We start from the raw sequence: 16,680 nt of genomic DNA on the forward strand, positions 1-16,680 counted from the left end.
AACTTATTATAACTGACAATTTATAAAATTATAACTATATTTAGTCTAGTACCTTGCATAAGATAATACCGTATGTTATATTCTATCCAAGGTACTGCACATTAACTAGTAGTGTCAGGGGGGAAAGAAAAGATGAATATTCAATTTAAAAAAGGAGTATTAAATTTATGTGTGCTTGTTTTATTGGATAAGCAAGATCGGTATGGATATGAGCTAGTTCAAAAAATATCCGATCAAATCTCAATATCGGAAGGATCTGTCTACCCATTGTTAAGACGATTGACGAAGGAAGGCTATTTTACAACGTATTTACAAGAGTCCACAGAAGGACCCCCTCGTAAATATTACAAGCTAACTGACTTAGGTCGCTCCTACCTACATGAACAAATAATAGAATGGCAAAGTTTTACTAACGGTGTAAATAATCTAATTGAAGAGGGTGTAAAAAATGACTGAGCAACAATTTTTATATGAATTAGAACTTGCATTAACAAGCTTACCTGCTGAGGAAAGAAACGATATTCTTTCTGATATTAAAGAGTATTTCTCGAATGGAAGAGAAGATGGAAAATCTGATAGGGAAATCGCAGCTTCTTTAGGATCTCCAAAAGAAATTGCAGAGGAGCTTTCCGAAAACCAAATTCAAATTCCAGATAAAATTACACCGAGCAATAAAATCATTAAAGTACCTCATGCAAATTTCTCGAATGTAATGATGGATATCGACTTCGGTTCATTACACGTGACCTCTTCAGATACTGAGGAAGCAACTATCGAGTTAGTGGGAGAAAACGACAAATTACAATTGACAGCTGAAGTAGTAAACGACACATTATCGATTCGGTTAAAAACTAAAAAGTATAAATTTTTTAGTTTTATATTCTTAATAAAAGAACTGAGAGTAAACGTTGCTCTACCTAAAAAACTGTATACGACTGTAATCATGAAAACCGATAATGGTCGTATTCGCGCAGAAAAAATACTCGGGAAGAATATTAAGATAACATCAGATAACGGCAGTATTGGACTGAAAGAATTTGCTGCAACTATTCTAGAAGCAGAAACGGACAATGGACGGATTGAGATGGAGAAAATTCAAGCTGATAAACTTACCGCTGAAACGGATAACGGCAGAATAGAACTTCAAAATATTGATGCGGAGCAAGTTCACACGGAGACCGATAACGGTAGAATTATGATGCAATATGTTAACGGCAGTATTACTGGAAAAACAGATAATGGTAGAATCGAGCTATTAACTACTAGCTTGGATCGAATGATTGATTTGGAAACGGATAACGGAAGTATATTAGTAGAAACAGAAACAGATCCTACAAATGTATCGATTCATACAAAAGTGGATTATGGCAAAATAAGTGTGTTCGGCGAAAAAAATTCTCGCACTGTATTTGGTGCAGGTGCAAACAAAGTACGCCTTTCTTCAGATAACGGAAAAATAATAGTTGAGAAGAAGAAAGTACCTGTGTTTGAATGAACAAAAGGAGGAGATTCGTGACTAACGTCATGGATTCTCCTCCTTTTATATATTGGAAGTATTAAACGATTCTAACTAACAAGATCATTTCCCCAACTAAACTGTTCAACATTCCAGCTAAAGACAATTTTTAATGAAAAAACCCTTCAAGACAACGAATGTCTTGAAGGACTTTGAAATAAAACTTTTCTATTTGTCCTGACTTCAGCGCCTAGCCCCTCGAGTCGCTTCAGACTTGCGGGGCTTGCAAAGGCGCTTGTGCATTTCTTGTTAGTTTTCTTCTACTTCTTTACGGTTTTTCTTGAATAGTTTCGATAAAATCTCATAAACGATTGGTACAACAATTAATGTTAATAACGTTGAACTTGTTAAACCACCGATTACCGTAATACCAAGACCTTTCGAGATTAATCCACCGCCACCTGAACCTATTGCTAACGGTATTAATGCACCAATCGTTGCGATTGCTGTCATTAAAATTGGACGAAGACGAGTTGCCCCAGCTTCCAGAATTGCATCACGCATACTCATACCATCACGTTCCATATGAATGATTCGGTCCACTAATACAATTGCATTTGTTACTACGATTCCTATTAACATGAGCATACCCATCATTACCGATACAGAAATAGTTTCTCCTGCGATCAATAACCCAACGAATGATCCGATAACTGCAAACGGTAAAGAGAATAGGATAGCAAACGGTGCTACACCCTCACGGAATGTTACAACTAAGATAAAGTAAACAATTGCGATAGCCGCAAGCATTGCAATTCCAAGTTGTGTAAACGTTTCTTCCATGTCAGCTGCTACACCAGCAACACCAACTTCAACACCCTTAGGTAAGTCTAATTTATCAATTGCTTTATCTACTTCAGATGTTGCGACTGAGATATCATCTCCAAGGATTGTTCCTGCTACAGTTGCATAATACTCCCCTTTACTACGTGCAAGCGTATTAAGCGTTGTTCCTTCTTCTACTGTTACAAGCTCAGAAAGAGGCATTGTTGTTCCCAATGCTGTAGGAATTTCTGTAGCTAAAATATCATCTACAGACTTTGGTTGTTCTGCTTTTTCTTGTTGAACTATTACATCTAATGTATTGCCTTCTTTTTCAATAGTCGTCAATACATCTTTTGTATTTGTTGGACTTAACATCATGACAATTTGGCCTGTCGTTAAGCCATATTGTAGTAATTCATCCTGTTCTACTTTGAATGTATATTCAACATAAGCATCTTCAGTACTAGAAGAAACGTCTTCTAAACCGTCATTTTTACTCATTACATCTTCTACCATTTTTACAGCTTCATCTAATTTGTTTAAATCTTCACTGTAGAATGTGTAGCTAACTTCATTTGAAGACATTGACATAGCGGAGAAGTTTTGGCTCTTCCACTCGCCTGATTGCTCAAGATTAAATACGTATTCTTCAATTTCTTCACGAGCTCCTGGGAAATCTTCCATTTCTGGATCGAAGATAAGGTACATTAATGCACCACCCGCTCCGCCACCCATCATCGCAGCCGCTGGATCTATACTATCGCTATCTGTTACAGACAGTTGAAGAATATCGATATCTTTACGCTTTAATAACTCTTCTTCTACTGCAGCAACGTTTGCTAATGTATCATCTTTTAATTCACCAGCTTCTGGTGTATATGTTAAATACATAACCTTTTCTTCTTCACTTCCTAAGAAGCTAAAACCGATTAATGGAGTTAATGCTATACTTCCAGCCAGTAAAACGATAGAAACAATTGAAGTAATTACTTTATGGTTTAGCGTCCATTCCAATATACGCTTATAACCATTTGCTAGCTTACCAGCCTCTTTATGATTACTTTCTTTCTTCTCACCATATAATTTCTTCTTAAATAAGAAGTGAGACAATGCTGGAACGATTGTAATTGCCACAAGTAAAGATGCCAAAAGTGCAAACGACATCGTTAATGCGAAAGGTAAGAACAATTCTCCGACCATGCCACCAACAAATAGTAACGGTGCGAACACTGCAATCGTAACTAAGGTAGAAGATAGTATTGGTTTGAACATTTCAATAGTCGCTTCACGTACAAGTGCACGACCTGATAACTTCTCATCTTTTAAGTGAATACGACGATAAATATTTTCCACTACTACAATGGAGTCATCTATTACCCGTCCTATCGCAACTGTAATAGCTCCGAGGGTCATAATATTTAACGTAATATCCATCCAGTTCAATAATAGTAATGCCATGAATATAGACACTGGTATAGATATGATTGAAATTACCGTAGATTTAAAATCACGTAAAAACAGTAATATGATTAATACAGCGATCAATCCACCAAATAAAGCTTTTTCAATCATTGTAAAGACTGACTCTTCAATTGGTTCACCTTGGTCTAACGATATATCAATAACAAGACCATCAATATTTTTTTGTTCTTCTTTAATCAGTTCTTTCACGCTATTAACAACATCAACTGTATTTGCTTCCTGCCCTTTAACAATCTGAACAGAAATTGCATCTTCTCCGTTTGTACGGGATACAGATTGAACTCTACCTACTTCTTCAATAGTAGCAATATCACTAAGTTTCACAAATGGAGATGGATTTGTTGCTGATGGTGTTACTGGGATCAGCATTTCTTTTAACTCATCTGAAGTCATGAATTTACCATCTACTGAAATAGCTTCTTCGCCTTCTTCAAATTCATAAAGGCCTAGTGAAACAGCTAAATCACTTGCTTGAATCATTTGCTTGACGTCGTCTGTTTTTAAACCCAACTCAGTCATTTTTGCTTCATTATACGTAAGCTCAACTTCCTCGATATGCTGACCTGCAATAGTTGCAGAGGCTACTCCATCGATTTTCTCGATTTTAGGAACTAAAAGCTCTGAAACTGTAGATGTTAACTCTACAATGTCCTCTGATTTACTACTAACGCTTAACGCCACAACAGGCATCATATTCAAGCTAATAGCAGTGACGATTGGCTCCTGTGCACCTTCTGGTAATTTAACAGCTTCCAATGCAGATTTTAAAGCTCGATTTGCTTCGTCCATATCTTCGCCATACTCGTACTCTAATTGAATACTAGCCATATTAGAGTTCGAATTTGAATATACAGATTTTACTCCTGCAAGGTTTTCTACTGCTTTTTCTAAAGGCATGGATACGTCTTCCATAACCTGCTCAGGTGTTGCACCTGGATAGACATCCATAACCATTAAATATGGAATGGAAATATCTGGAATTGTTTCCATGTTCATACGTGTTCCAGAATAAATACCCGATACAGTAATAATAATTGTTAGTAACCATACCGCTAATTTATTTTGAAGAACAAAGTTGACTAAACCTTTCACACTTACACCTACCCCTAATTGACTTTAATTTCTCAATTACTTATAATAATGACTAATTAGTCAGTTGTCAACAATATGAACTAGGAGCGATTGTTTTAAATGGGTAAAAAACAGTTAATTATGGAAAGAGCATTAGAGCTTTTTGCAGAACAAGGATTCGAACCAACCTCTGTTCAACAAATTACAGAACGTTGCGGTATTTCTAAAGGAGCATTTTATTTGTCTTTTAAATCGAAAGACGAATTGATAGTAGCATTAATCGATCAATTTATGAGTCAAATGATTTCAAATACTGACTACCAGGTCACTAACATGCAAAATAATGAATTATCATTATATAATTTTTACTTTACAATGTTTCAAGCCTCCCAAAAACATTCAAATTTCGCTAAAATTTTAATGAAGGAGCAGTCACATTCTTTTAATAGCGAGCTTGTATTAAAGTTTCATGATTATGATAAGTTATTAGAGAAAACTATCCTAACCATGACAGAAAAGTTATTTGGAGAAAGAATCGAAAATACCAAATATGATTTAGTCTATTGTATTAAAGGTTTTATAAGTATCTATTCAGAGTTGATATTATTCAACAATGTTCCGGTAGATTTGGAACAACTTGCACAATCTTTAGTTGAAAAAACAAATTTACTTGCATCCGAGGTCACCATTCCATTTGTCACTAAAGAAATTTTTCAGCTCAGACGGTTGTCTAAAACAGAAATTACAAACGATCAATTGTTAGAAGTTCTAGAACAAAGTTTAAATGAAGCGGAAGAACCACTTGAACAAGAGTCTCTGAGTTTGTTAAAACAGCATTTATTGGAGCCCTCTCTTAGTCCCGCCCTAGTAGAAGGCCTGTTAAAAAATATTCAAGATTACCCTAATTGTAAATGGATTGCATTTTTGCTCCGTAATTATTTAAAGTTAAACTCTATTAAATAAGCATGCTTTATTGGAGATTATTACAAGGTTCGTACTGACATAAATCGGGTATTTTATACACAACACTTCAAATAATAAGAGAGTTGAGATAAAATGTTTGGTTTTTCAGATTTGCTTTCTTTAATAATTTCAGCTTTTATCATCTTGCCTATTGTTATATTTTTGCGAGAAACGGGTTATTTAATAGTAAGTGAGATTTTCGGTGTAAAGAACCCCAGATTGACTATTGGATCGGGACCTAGACTTTTCAAATTTTGGATAATTGATGTACGAAAACATTATCATCTATTTAGTTGGTTTTCATACGACGCTCTAAAAAGAGAAAGTAAACTAGCGTATATATGTATATACGCAGGTCCTATTCTGATGAATCTGTCGGTAGCTCTAGTCCTAAACGCGTTATTGGCAAACGGTCTGTTAGAAGAATATCGAACATTTTGGGATCGCTTTGTGTTTTATGCGTTTTATTATGTTTTGTTCGATATTATTCCTATGAGAACTATAAATGGGATGCCAAACAATGGAATGATCATATACGAAATGCTTCGTTATGGAAAACGAACAGATTACAACCATGAACCTTTTATATACAAGACAACCGATATTGAAGAAGAATACCAAGAAACTCAAGAAGAAATAAGGCAGAAGAATAAAGAAGAAAAATGATGAGGAAATACGAGGAGCTAGACGAAAAGGGTACTTACTTCACCCAACTTTGTCTAGCTCTTTTGTATGACAGTAGAGTTTAAATTATCTTTCTTCCCATTTGCGCTAACGCATAGTGTATACCGTGCTGTAATGTTTGGAAGCAATCGAAGTTAGATAATTGAACATTTGACTGAGTAATAATAATACTTAACTGCGGGGAGATACCCACTAATATCGTCGTCACACCTATTAAAGTGGAAGCTGACCCGATTTTTTCGATAAAACTTGCTGTATGTTGACTGATATTTTCATTCAGCCCTGTTAAATCAAGTACTACATACTTTGCCTTGTGTGAAGGTAAATTAGTTAATGTTTTCTCTAGTAACGCCTCTGAACGGTCTTCATCATACTTACCGATCAACGGTACCACAACTATTCCATCCAACACGGGAATAATAGGTGATGAGAGTTCCTGTACTAATTCAGTTAAGTCCCTTACTTTATCCTCCACTACTGCTTCTAAATGAAGAATCTCATCCATTTCTGTTTTTCGAGCAAGCTGACCAATATTATGATTTACTGTAATAGTAGATGGGAAGTACTTTACTTCTGTAAATTCATCACCTTGTATTTGATCTTTTACTACCTCATACCACATATTTTCATTTAGAAGTCCAGAGAATATGCCAGCATAATGAGCAGGCATGTATTTTCCTCCCACCGACTTTTCTTGTGCTTTATTTATTTTGTATTCCCAGCTATTTTTAAATTTTGCAGTGAAGGTCTTTTCTTCGATATTTAGATTTTCTACTTTAGCTAATCCCCAGCCTGCGGAAGAATATGTGTTTGTAATAAGACCAACTGCTTCTGTGACACTTACGTTTTTCATATTTTGAAAGTACTCTCCCACCACTATCCCCTGGCGAAATCCTGTAGCTTCAAAAACTAAGTTTGATGCTTCATCCCCAGAAACCTCTTCAATTGTATCGAAGAAGGATTTCATCGCAGAGGAAACCCAGAAAAGAACAGCGTCCTGTTGTTCAAATAGAAACTCCCCTTTTTCCAGATCCCAGTTAAAACTAATTCCACCTATATCAATACCTGCCTGTTTGTCCATTTATAAGACCCCTTTATATTTTCGAAATTATGTATGTACCAGTAAACTTCCTACACTAAAAGAGATTCTACTATAAATTTAGTTTACTACTACAAGGCATAAAAGGACAAAATTATATAGTTTCCAGCTTCAAATGAACAGAATCTACTAGCTTCTTATACCCAATTTCCTGATAAATTTTATTGGAGGTTGGATTGAGCATATCTGTATACAACACACAAAACTCAAATTCCTTTAATAACTCTTTACTCCCTGCCGCAACCACAGTTCTTCCATACCCTTTTCCTCGTTTTTCTGCTGGTGTAAAAACAAGTGAAACCGTAACCCCTTTTTTTGTTGGCCTAGCCTTTTTCATCATGGATACAACTTCCCCTTGGTTTTCCCAAAGAAAGACTTCATTACCCTCTAACATTTTATTCACACGTTTTTTTATTTCTACTGGAGCTGTCGTTGATAATCCAGTATCACGTTCAAACTGGCTATACCATTTCTCTATTAGAAGTGCATCGTTAAGAGTTGCGTAACGCCATGAGCCTGGACTCATTTTAAGGGACCCCTCTACTTGGTCCAGTCTATAAAGTCCTTGATGCATCATGAAAGAGTATGTTCCTCCTGTTTTTTCTTTCCACTTTTCCGCAAACATAATAGCCCATTCCTTTACACTGATGATGGATTCTACTCGTATGGAATGTTTAATCAATTCTGCGGTACATAAGTCAATGCAAGCAGATATCTGCTTTTTATCTACAAATACAATATTTAGGGGATGGGGAGGGGTCATTTGAAAAATTGCTAATACTTCACCTTCCTCTTCAATAGTGGCCATGTAAGGGTTATTGTATGCACCAGCTCTTATCCCGTTTAAAACACCAAGAAATAAGCTGAACTTATCCTCGTTTGATTCCAAAAAGGGTGTTACTTTGCCCGCAAATTTTTCTACACTTTCATAATGCTGAAAATTCATATAATTGACCTCCTCTATATCTTTGTATGTTAATATAACTTAAAACACTAAGGAAGGGGTATACTTTTATGAAAGTTGTGTCAATTCGAGATATCCATATAGGAATAGGTATTCCAAAAGTTATTGTTCCCCTTATAGGAAGAACAATAGAAGAGCTTCTTTTAGAGATAAAAAGCCTTCAAACTAACTTCGAAATTATTGAATGGCGAGCTGACTTTTTAGAGGGAATTGAAGATATTACTAAAGTAAAAAAAACACTTTCCACATTGCGAGAAGTACTATATCCAACCCCTCTTCTATTTACTTTTAGAACACATCGTGAAGGTGGAAATAAAATAATAGAAGACTCCTACTACGAAACCCTTCTAGTAGAAGTAATGAAAACAAAAGAAGTTGATTTGATAGACGTGGAGTTGTTTTCCCCGAAAGTGACGGAAATAATGCAAGCAGCAAAAGGAACGGGCCTTTTCATCATTATGTCTAATCACGACTTCGAAAAGACTCCTGCCAAGGAAGAAATCGTATGGAGACTTAAAAGAATGCAAGAGTTAGATGCACATATACCTAAAATCGCTGTAATGCCAAACAATCCAACAGATGTTCTGACATTGCTAGATGCAACCTACACAATGTACTCCTTATATGCAGACCGTCCAATTATTACTATGGCTATGGCTTCTACTGGTGTAATTAGTCGACTCGCTGGAGAAGTTTTTGGCTCCGCCGCAACATTTGGTTCTGGTGTAGCTTCTTCTGCTCCAGGGCAAATTCCAGCCGTTGACCTTAAATATATTTTAGGGTTAATACATACAAAACAAGAGTAGCAGCTGTTCTCATTGTGCAGGAGTCACCGCCGATAATTAGAAATTCATCATTAAATACTAATAAAACCCCACCCTTTTCTACTAGAAAAGGAAGGGGTTTTGTTTATTTTAATATATCTAGGATTTCTTCTGATACATATGTTGTCTTATCTTTTAACACTGGTTTTTCTAAAAATAATTGTAGGCTCTTATTGTAACTAAAAACTTTTGTATCACGAAAAATCTGGAAAGAACTGTTGCCTTTTAAAAGTGTTACTAACTTTTGCGTAGAAGTAGAATAGCTTTTTACTTCATATCCAAGGTGCTCTGCTACTTTACGAAGCGGAATCATTTTTGTCCCATTTTGTATAAAGTGATCATTTTCAATAATATGTTTTAAATCAGGCGAAAGATAATTTAGAGCAACAACCTTCAATGGAGTTGTTTGGTCGGGTAATCCTTCCATCCCTCTTTTAGTAACAGCATAAAAGACAATAAGCTCTTTTTCCACTAAATCCTCCTGAGTTATTACTTCGTTTTTCTCATTACGCAATTCAGTTTCTTCGGAAATAGTTAACTGAAGTTCTCGATCTAAACTAATCATATCTTGGTCAAACTTCGCCACTTTCACAAAACTAAATTCTTCTTTGCCAGGAACAAAAAGAAGTTCCGGAGTTATTTGTGCTGGATAAATTAAAATCATCGGCTTGTTTTTATCATAATAAGCCTCTATTTTCTGCCCTATTTGGAAAGACTCTTTTTTAACTGTCTCTGCGTTTGTTCCTTTAAACAATCGTACATTTTTATCAAGTGTGAAGATAGTCGTAATTGGCTCATCCTCTTCTGTCACTACCGTAAGCGCTAACTTATTTTTATCGTTTGTTATTTCTGTTATAACACCTGGAAATTTTATGAAGTTGGACGTATCACTAACTTCATCAGGTGAGGACATAGCTACTATTTTAATAGGAGCTGTTTGAGCAGGAATGCTTTTAGTAGCCATCGTATAGAATACAATAAGCTCTTTTCCGCTTAAGTCTGCTCTTGCTATTTTTTCTCCGTCGGTATTTTCTAGAATTGTTTTGTCATCTACATTCAAATTCAATTCATTGTCTAAACTACGAAACTCTTCATCAAATTTCCCTACTTTAACAGAACCGAATGTTTTAGCATCATGCACAATAACTAATTCGGGTGAAATTTGTGCTGGATATATCATAATCATCGGTTTATCTTTATCATAATAGGCGTCTATTTGTTGACCTTTTTGAAACGCCACTTTTTCCATTTCCTTCGTGGATCCACTACTGTATACCATTGTTTCATCCGTTACGTTGTAAAAAGTAATCTGCGGCTCTTTACCATTTGTTTCTACCGTTAAAGTAACAGTTCCCTTTTTTTCTTCCACTTTTGTTATAACCCCGGTTGCTTTTATAAAGTTAGTTGTTTCTACTTTTGCTTCATCACTTTGTGCAAAGGCAGAACCTTGGCTCCATACAAGCCCGAACATTAAAATCATTACGAAAGCTGCGTATATTTTCTTCATCCAATCACTCCTCTTTTTTCTTCTCTTTCCATTTGACGGGGTAATTTACAGAAACGTTACAAATTAAATGAAACATTCTTTATGTTGTTTCGTATAAAGTTTAAAGAGAAAAAAGATAGGAGTTTGAATATGACGTTATCAATAAGCCAAGTAACTAAGAAATATCAAGACTTCGTAGCTGTTAACAGTTTGTCCTTTACAATTGAAAAGGGAGAAATATTTGGGCTGATCGGTCAGAATGGTGCTGGTAAAACTACAACATTTCGTATGATTTTAGACTTACAGGAAACAACTGAAGGTAGCATTATGTGGAATGGCCAACATATAAATTCCATTAATAGAGATATCCTAGGCTACTTACCTGAAGAACGAGGCATCTTCCCTGCCATGACTGTGGAAGACCAACTATACTTTTTTGGCGAGTTAAGAGGAAAGCTTAAAAAAGATTTAAAAAAAGAAGTAGATTACTGGATTGATCGTTTTGAATTAGACGATAAGCGAAAAGCAAAAGCAGAAACCTTATCCAAAGGAAACCAGCAAAAAGTTCAATTAATCGCAAGCTTTATACATCAACCAGAGTTCCTTATATTAGATGAGCCTTTTAGTGGCTTGGATCCAGTAAATATGGATTTGCTAAAGTCTGCAATTCTAGACCTAAAGCATAAAGGAACAACTATATTATTTTCTAGTCACCAAATGGATAATGTCGAAGAGCTTTGTGACCATTTATGCCTACTAAAACGTGGCGTATCCTTGTTTACTGGAAGTTTACTAGATTTGAAGAAACAATACGGAAAAACGAAGTTAACTATACGTACAGAAATTCCTAAAGAAGTACTAGCAGGACTACATGGTGTACGAGATGTTCAAACAGGCAGAGATCAATACACACTAACACTTGAAGATGAATCGTATGCACAGCCTATTTTTGACTATGTATCTAATGGCAAATACATAGAAAAATTTAGTTTGGATTATTTATCATTAGATGAAATATTCAAAGATAAGGTAGGTGCTAAGCATGTCTAAATTCTGGTTGTTAGTTAAGCAACTTTACGTTCAAAAAGTCAAAGCAAAATCATTTATATTTTCTATCATTTTATATGTGGCGGTGATCAGTGGTGTTATGTTCTGGTCAGACATTAAGGAGGCATTTTTCCAAGAAGACGCTCTACAAATAGCTCTTATTAACGAAACAGATGTGGAAATTGAGGCATTATTTGAGTCGACTAGCGATCTAGAATTCAGCTTTCCAACAGATGATCTTGAAAAAGTAGAACAACAAGTAGTTGACGGGGACTTCGCGGCTGTCATTTTCGTGGAAGATCAAGATAATTCACTCACAGCAGAAATTGCCACCTTCGAACCGCTGACATTTAATGATCAGTTAAGCCTTTCTTCTACCCTTCAATACGCAGGGAAAATATATGAAGTGCAGCAGCTAAATTTAACTGCAGAAGAAGCGGATAAAATTCTGCAATCTGAAACTATCATTACGATGAAAAATCTGAATGAACAATCTGTCTCAGGTAAAAGTGAGGATGAGAAAGCTGCTGGAATTGGTGCTTCCTTTTTAGTAGGTTTTCTAATTTATTCATTTGTTATGACCTTCTTATCGATGATTACAACGGATGTTGCTTCCGAAAAAGGTTCGCGCGTTCTTGAAGTTTTACTTGCTAGCGTGAAACCAGCTACACATTTTATGGCGAAATTAACTGGAACGTTTCTTTTAGCGTTAACACAAATAGGGGGATTATTACTCGTTCAAGGATTGTTATTCGCATTTATTGACGGAGGCTCAAAATGGGATGTTGTACAGGAAATTGCCAATGAACTATCTCTTGCATTTATCGGTTATTCAGTAGCCTTTTTATTGATCACAATCATTTTATATTTGATATTGGGTGCATTATTAGGGTCGTTAGTATCCAAAGTAGAGGAATCGAGTCAAGCTATGATGCCCGCGATGATGGTTGGAATTATTGGCTTTTACGTGCTAATCTCTGGAATGGCAAGTCCTGATACGATGCTCATAAAAGTGTTCTCCTATATTCCGTTTACGTCGGGTATGGTCATGCCACTACGAATTGGCGCCACTGACATATCTACATTCGAACCAATTTTGTCCATGGCTATATTAATAGTAACTGTAGTTCTTATGTTCCTACTAAGCTTGTCCTTCTATAAACGAAGTGTACTAACTTATAGTAGTGGAGGAATAATCCAAAAAATTAAGACCGTGCTTAAAGTAACAACATAAGAAAAAAGTCGTAAAAGCGAAGAAAAATAAATAAGTTTAAAGTTTAATAAGTATATAAAAAGACAATCGTTAGGTGTGAAAAATCTGTGCGATTGTCTTTTTTGATACAATTTTCCACCTCTTGCATAAAATAATGGATGAAAGAAGGGATGCATATATGTGTGGAATTACTGGTTGGATTCATTTTCAAAGGGATTTGAGAAACGAATTATCAGCAGTTGCTAAAATGACGGAAACCTTAAAGAAGCGTGGCCCAGATGACGGTAATATTTGGAATTCTCCGCACGCCATATTTGGACATCGCCGTTTAACAGTAGTAGATCCAGTCGGCGGAAAGCAACCGATGACTAAAACCTATCATTCTAATGAATATACACTTACGTATAATGGAGAATTATATAATACAGAGGATCTCCGAAGAGAATTATTGAAACGTGGGCATAGCTTCTCTGGTCATTCAGATACAGAGGTATTATTGACCTCCTATATAGAATGGAAGGAAAATTGTGTTGACCATTTTAATGGAATATTCGCATTTGCTATATGGGATGAGTCGGAGCAAAAAGTGTTTATAGCGCGCGATCGCCTTGGAGTGAAACCACTTTTTTATACAGAAAAAAACGGGGGCTTCCTATTTGGTTCTGAGCAAAAGTCGCTCTTTGCCCATCCTGCTATTTCCCCTATCATTAATAGAAATGGTCTAGCCGAAATCATTGGATTAGGTCCCTCACGTACCCCTGGTTCTGGCGTGTACCAGGATATACATGAATTACGGCCTGCCCATGCACTCAGTTTAACTCGCAACGGCATTCGGACTTGGCGTTACTGGAATGTAGAAAGCAAGGAACATACAGATTCTTTAGATGAAACTACGGAAAAGGTTCATTCATTAGTAACCGATGCTGTAGAAAGACAACTTGTATCAGACGTCCCCCTTTGCACATTCCTATCTGGAGGTTTGGACTCCAGTATTATTACTTCAATAGCAGCCAAATCCTATTCTCAGGAGTCCAAATCCCCACTGCACACGTACTCCATCGACTATCAAGATAATGACCATCATTTTAAAGGTAATACTTTTCAACCTTCAAGCGATCTTCCATGGATACAAAAAGTGACGGACCATTTAGAAACGGACCATCATTTTTCTATTATTACCCAACAAAAACTAGCAGAGTATTTAAGAGAGGCTGTTCACGTAAGGGATCTTCCAGGCATGGCCGATATCGATTCTTCTTTACTATGGTTCTGCCGAGAAATAAAACAGGACTTTACGGTAGGTTTATCTGGAGAATGTGCGGATGAAATATTTGGTGGCTACCCATGGTTTCACCAAATAGGAAACGCAGAAAAAGGGTTTCCTTGGATACGATCTACTAGTGAACGCTTCCAGTTATTGAATGATAGTTGGCAAGGTAAATTAAATATTGAAGAATATGTACAAAATGCATATGACACTACTTTAGCTGAAACTCCTCTTTTGGAAGGCGAATCAGAAATTGACGCAAAAAGACGCGCATTATTTTATATGAATATGACGTGGTTTATGACGACCTTGTTAGATAGGAAGGATCGTATGAGTATGGGGGCTAGCTTAGAGGTGCGTGTACCCTTCGCGGACCATCGTCTGGTAGAGTATGCATGGAATATTCCATGGGAATACAAGATGGTCGGCAATCAGGAAAAAGGCATATTACGAAGAGCATTTGAAGGCAGTCTGCCATTTGATGTACTTTATCGTAAAAAGAGTCCATACCCAAAAACACATAATCCTGTTTATACAGCTATTGTGAGTAATTTGTTGAAAGAGCAATTACAAGACAAAAACTCTATTCTACACGAACTGTTCCAAAAGCAACGCTTAGCTGACCTTGTCGAATCCAACGGAGAAGCATTTAAAGTACCATGGTTTGGCCAGTTAATGTCTGGACCGCAGCTTCTGGCATACTTGGTACAGATGGATATTTGGTTTAAAGAATGTAATGTTCAACTAGTGGATTAAAAGATACTAACCAAATAGAATGGAATGTATTTACCGGCTCCTTGAGTAAGTGCATGATGAAAGCAAGTAAATCCTTTGTAAATCCTTTCAGACTGTAGACAAACTCAATTTTAGGTGTATAAAGTTGAATATTAAAATCGGCAAGATCCACCACTTCGCTTTCCGTGGGCTTGGCTTCAGCCTCCTCGTCACTACGTTCCTGTGGGGTCTTCAGCTCAAGCTATTCCCACTGGAGTCTTCGTGGTGGATCTTGCCTTATAAACAGTTATAAACGAGTATTCAATATCTCACTTTTAATAGGGTGACTAAACATCCCTAGGAACATTTATTACTATTCATAACCGTTTATAAAAATACCTATGTCGTCAAACTGAAAGGATTTACTCTGTACTAAACAGAGTAGATCCTTTTTAGTTTGAAATTTTACGGAAATAGGCATCTATAAATGGAACTAGATAGTCTATCACAGCTTCATCGGGATTGAGCTTCGGATGATGCAGTCCATATGATGAGTTAACTCCAGCCCAAAATAGCAGGCCTGGTATTTCTTGAAGGAAATAACCAAAGTCTTCACCAGTCATAGCCGCATCACATAAAATGGCATTCGTTGCTGAATGTACTTCCGCATAGGCTAAAAACTCGTTCGCAAGTAGCTCATCATTTTTCACCTGATAGTAGGACGAACCGTAGTCTATCTGAACAGAGCATTCAAAAGCAATTTCTGTCGCTCGACAAAACGACTCGATCTTCTCTTTAATAATCGCCATCGTATCTGCATCCATCGTACGAATAGTTCCCTCTAGCCTAGCGTGACCAGAAATAATATTTTGTACTGTTCCAGAAGTGAACTTCCCAATCGTAAGAACCGCTGGGTCCATAGGATTGATAGAACGACTTACAATCGTTTGTAATTGCAATAATAGTGTAGCTGCTGCAACAGACATATCTCTCGCCTGATGCGGAAATGCCGCATGCCCTTCCTTTCCAATTACATCGATAAATAATTCAGATGTATTAGCAAAAAGTAAACCTGGACGAGTGGCTACTGTTCCAACAGGATATTCAGGTGCTACATGAAAGGCAAATATTTTATCGGGCATTAAAGTCGTTTGTTCTTCTTTTAACCATTCTCGCATTGGAAGTGCACCTCCGGGACTTTCCTCTGCTGGTTGAAATAGAATAACTACATGATCCTTGATAGGGTTTTCTACTAGTTTCCTAAGTAAACCAAGGGCCACCGTCATATGAACGTCATGACCACAAGCATGCATTTTACCAGGATGGCTAGATTCAAATGGAAGTCCAGTCACCTCCGTAATCGGTAGACCATCTATATCCGTCCTCCAACCAATCGTTTGTGTAGGTTCTGTTCCCTCTACTTTTACGACAATCCCTGTTTTCCAAGTAATTATGGTTAGTCTATCTTGTGGAAGCGTACGAATTTGTTCCAATAAATAACTTTGTGTTTTTACTTCTTCAAAACCTAATTCAGGTATGCGATGTAAATCTCTCCGAATATCTTGTAAGGTTTTCATCAGCCACC

The 16,680-nt window shown here is 36.5% G+C and carries 13 protein-coding genes; 8 read left to right on the forward strand and 5 right to left on the reverse strand.

Translation table 11 applies throughout. The features are described 5' to 3' along the window. Positions 1-132: 132 nt before the first annotated feature. Positions 133-456: a PadR family transcriptional regulator gene (locus tag MKX53_RS16715; protein ID WP_093537455.1), complete on the forward strand. Its 324-nt coding sequence runs from the start codon at positions 133-135 to the stop codon at positions 454-456. Next, positions 449-1,495: a DUF4097 family beta strand repeat-containing protein gene (locus MKX53_RS16720; protein ID WP_340912708.1), complete on the forward strand. Its 1,047-nt coding sequence runs from the start codon at positions 449-451 to the stop codon at positions 1,493-1,495. Before MKX53_RS16715 ends, MKX53_RS16720 begins: the two co-directional genes overlap by 8 nt. Positions 1,496-1,765: 270 nt before the next feature. Here the strand turns inward: MKX53_RS16720 and MKX53_RS16725 are convergent, their stop codons facing one another. Beyond that, positions 1,766-4,855, reverse strand: coding sequence for an efflux RND transporter permease subunit (locus MKX53_RS16725; protein ID WP_340912710.1), 3,090 nt, complete (start codon positions 4,853-4,855; stop codon positions 1,766-1,768). Positions 4,856-4,954: 99 nt separating this feature from the next. Between MKX53_RS16725 and MKX53_RS16730 the strand changes: the two genes are divergently transcribed. Next, complete coding sequence (locus tag MKX53_RS16730) at positions 4,955-5,797, forward strand: TetR/AcrR family transcriptional regulator (protein WP_340763839.1); 843 nt, start codon at positions 4,955-4,957, stop codon at positions 5,795-5,797. Positions 5,798-5,890: 93 nt separating this feature from the next. Further along, positions 5,891-6,463 carry a hypothetical protein gene (locus MKX53_RS16735; RefSeq protein ID WP_340912711.1) on the forward strand — a complete coding sequence of 191 codons (573 nt, stop codon included), beginning with the start codon at positions 5,891-5,893 and terminating at the stop codon, positions 6,461-6,463. 79 nt (positions 6,464-6,542) lie between these two features. On the opposite strand, the gene MKX53_RS16740 is transcribed toward MKX53_RS16735, so the two are convergent. Together MKX53_RS16740 and MKX53_RS16745 are read right to left on the reverse strand one after the other, a co-directional pair. Further along, complete coding sequence (locus MKX53_RS16740) at positions 6,543-7,562, reverse strand: STAS domain-containing protein (protein ID WP_340831735.1); 1,020 nt, start codon at positions 7,560-7,562, stop codon at positions 6,543-6,545. 112 nt (positions 7,563-7,674) lie between these two features. Next, positions 7,675-8,526, reverse strand: coding sequence for a GNAT family N-acetyltransferase (locus MKX53_RS16745; RefSeq protein ID WP_340912713.1), 852 nt, complete (start codon positions 8,524-8,526; stop codon positions 7,675-7,677). 68 nt (positions 8,527-8,594) lie between these two features. Between MKX53_RS16745 and aroD the strand changes: the two genes are divergently transcribed. Continuing rightward, positions 8,595-9,350, forward strand: coding sequence for a type I 3-dehydroquinate dehydratase (gene aroD, locus MKX53_RS16750; protein ID WP_340912714.1), 756 nt, complete (start codon positions 8,595-8,597; stop codon positions 9,348-9,350). Positions 9,351-9,453: 103 nt separating this feature from the next. On the opposite strand, the gene MKX53_RS16755 is transcribed toward aroD, so the two are convergent. Beyond that, the gene (locus MKX53_RS16755) at positions 9,454-10,875 is read right to left on the reverse strand and encodes a stalk domain-containing protein (protein ID WP_340912715.1); all 1,422 of its coding nucleotides are present in this window, start codon (positions 10,873-10,875) and stop codon (positions 9,454-9,456) included. 129 nt (positions 10,876-11,004) lie between these two features. Between MKX53_RS16755 and MKX53_RS16760 the strand changes: the two genes are divergently transcribed. The 3 genes from MKX53_RS16760 (at position 11,005) to asnB (ending at position 15,137) form a co-directional block, all read left to right on the forward strand. Then, on the forward strand, positions 11,005-11,904 hold the full coding sequence (locus MKX53_RS16760; protein ID WP_093537446.1) for an ABC transporter ATP-binding protein: 900 nt from the start codon (positions 11,005-11,007) through the stop codon (positions 11,902-11,904). Next, positions 11,897-13,135, forward strand: a complete 1,239-nt coding sequence (locus MKX53_RS16765; protein WP_340912716.1) for an ABC transporter permease — start codon at positions 11,897-11,899, stop codon at positions 13,133-13,135. The genes MKX53_RS16760 and MKX53_RS16765 overlap by 8 nt, the downstream gene beginning before the upstream one ends. Positions 13,136-13,292: 157 nt before the next feature. Next, on the forward strand, positions 13,293-15,137 hold the full coding sequence (gene asnB / locus MKX53_RS16770; RefSeq protein WP_340912717.1) for an asparagine synthase (glutamine-hydrolyzing): 1,845 nt from the start codon (positions 13,293-13,295) through the stop codon (positions 15,135-15,137). Positions 15,138-15,547: 410 nt separating this feature from the next. Here asnB and MKX53_RS16775 read toward each other — a convergent pair whose 3' ends face one another. Next, a complete protein-coding gene (locus MKX53_RS16775) occupies positions 15,548-16,672 on the reverse strand; it encodes an N-acetyldiaminopimelate deacetylase (protein WP_340912719.1) in 1,125 nt (374 codons plus the stop codon). Positions 16,673-16,680 lie beyond the last annotated feature (8 nt).

The organism is Psychrobacillus sp. FSL K6-4615, from assembly GCF_038008225.1.
In the GTDB taxonomy this organism is placed as follows: Bacteria; Bacillota; Bacilli; order Bacillales_A; family Planococcaceae; genus Psychrobacillus; species Psychrobacillus psychrotolerans.

Excerpts from the sequence above, each read along its gene's own strand:
- MKX53_RS16765 (WP_340912716.1), top strand. The coding sequence starts at position 11,897 with ATGTCTAAATTCTGGTTGTTAGTTAAGCAACTTTACGTTCAAAAAGTC.
- MKX53_RS16715 (WP_093537455.1), top strand. The coding sequence starts at position 133 with ATGAATATTCAATTTAAAAAAGGAGTATTAAATTTATGTGTGCTTGTT.
- MKX53_RS16735 (WP_340912711.1), top strand. The coding sequence starts at position 5,891 with ATGTTTGGTTTTTCAGATTTGCTTTCTTTAATAATTTCAGCTTTTATC.
- MKX53_RS16755 (WP_340912715.1), bottom strand. The coding sequence starts at position 10,875 with ATGAAGAAAATATACGCAGCTTTCGTAATGATTTTAATGTTCGGGCTT.
- asnB (WP_340912717.1), top strand. The coding sequence starts at position 13,293 with ATGTGTGGAATTACTGGTTGGATTCATTTTCAAAGGGATTTGAGAAAC.
- MKX53_RS16745 (WP_340912713.1), bottom strand. The coding sequence starts at position 8,526 with ATGAATTTTCAGCATTATGAAAGTGTAGAAAAATTTGCGGGCAAAGTA.
- aroD (WP_340912714.1), top strand. The coding sequence starts at position 8,595 with ATGAAAGTTGTGTCAATTCGAGATATCCATATAGGAATAGGTATTCCA.
- MKX53_RS16720 (WP_340912708.1), top strand. The coding sequence starts at position 449 with ATGACTGAGCAACAATTTTTATATGAATTAGAACTTGCATTAACAAGC.
- MKX53_RS16775 (WP_340912719.1), bottom strand. The coding sequence starts at position 16,672 with ATGAAAACCTTACAAGATATTCGGAGAGATTTACATCGCATACCTGAA.
- MKX53_RS16760 (WP_093537446.1), top strand. The coding sequence starts at position 11,005 with ATGACGTTATCAATAAGCCAAGTAACTAAGAAATATCAAGACTTCGTA.
- MKX53_RS16740 (WP_340831735.1), bottom strand. The coding sequence starts at position 7,562 with ATGGACAAACAGGCAGGTATTGATATAGGTGGAATTAGTTTTAACTGG.
- MKX53_RS16730 (WP_340763839.1), top strand. The coding sequence starts at position 4,955 with ATGGGTAAAAAACAGTTAATTATGGAAAGAGCATTAGAGCTTTTTGCA.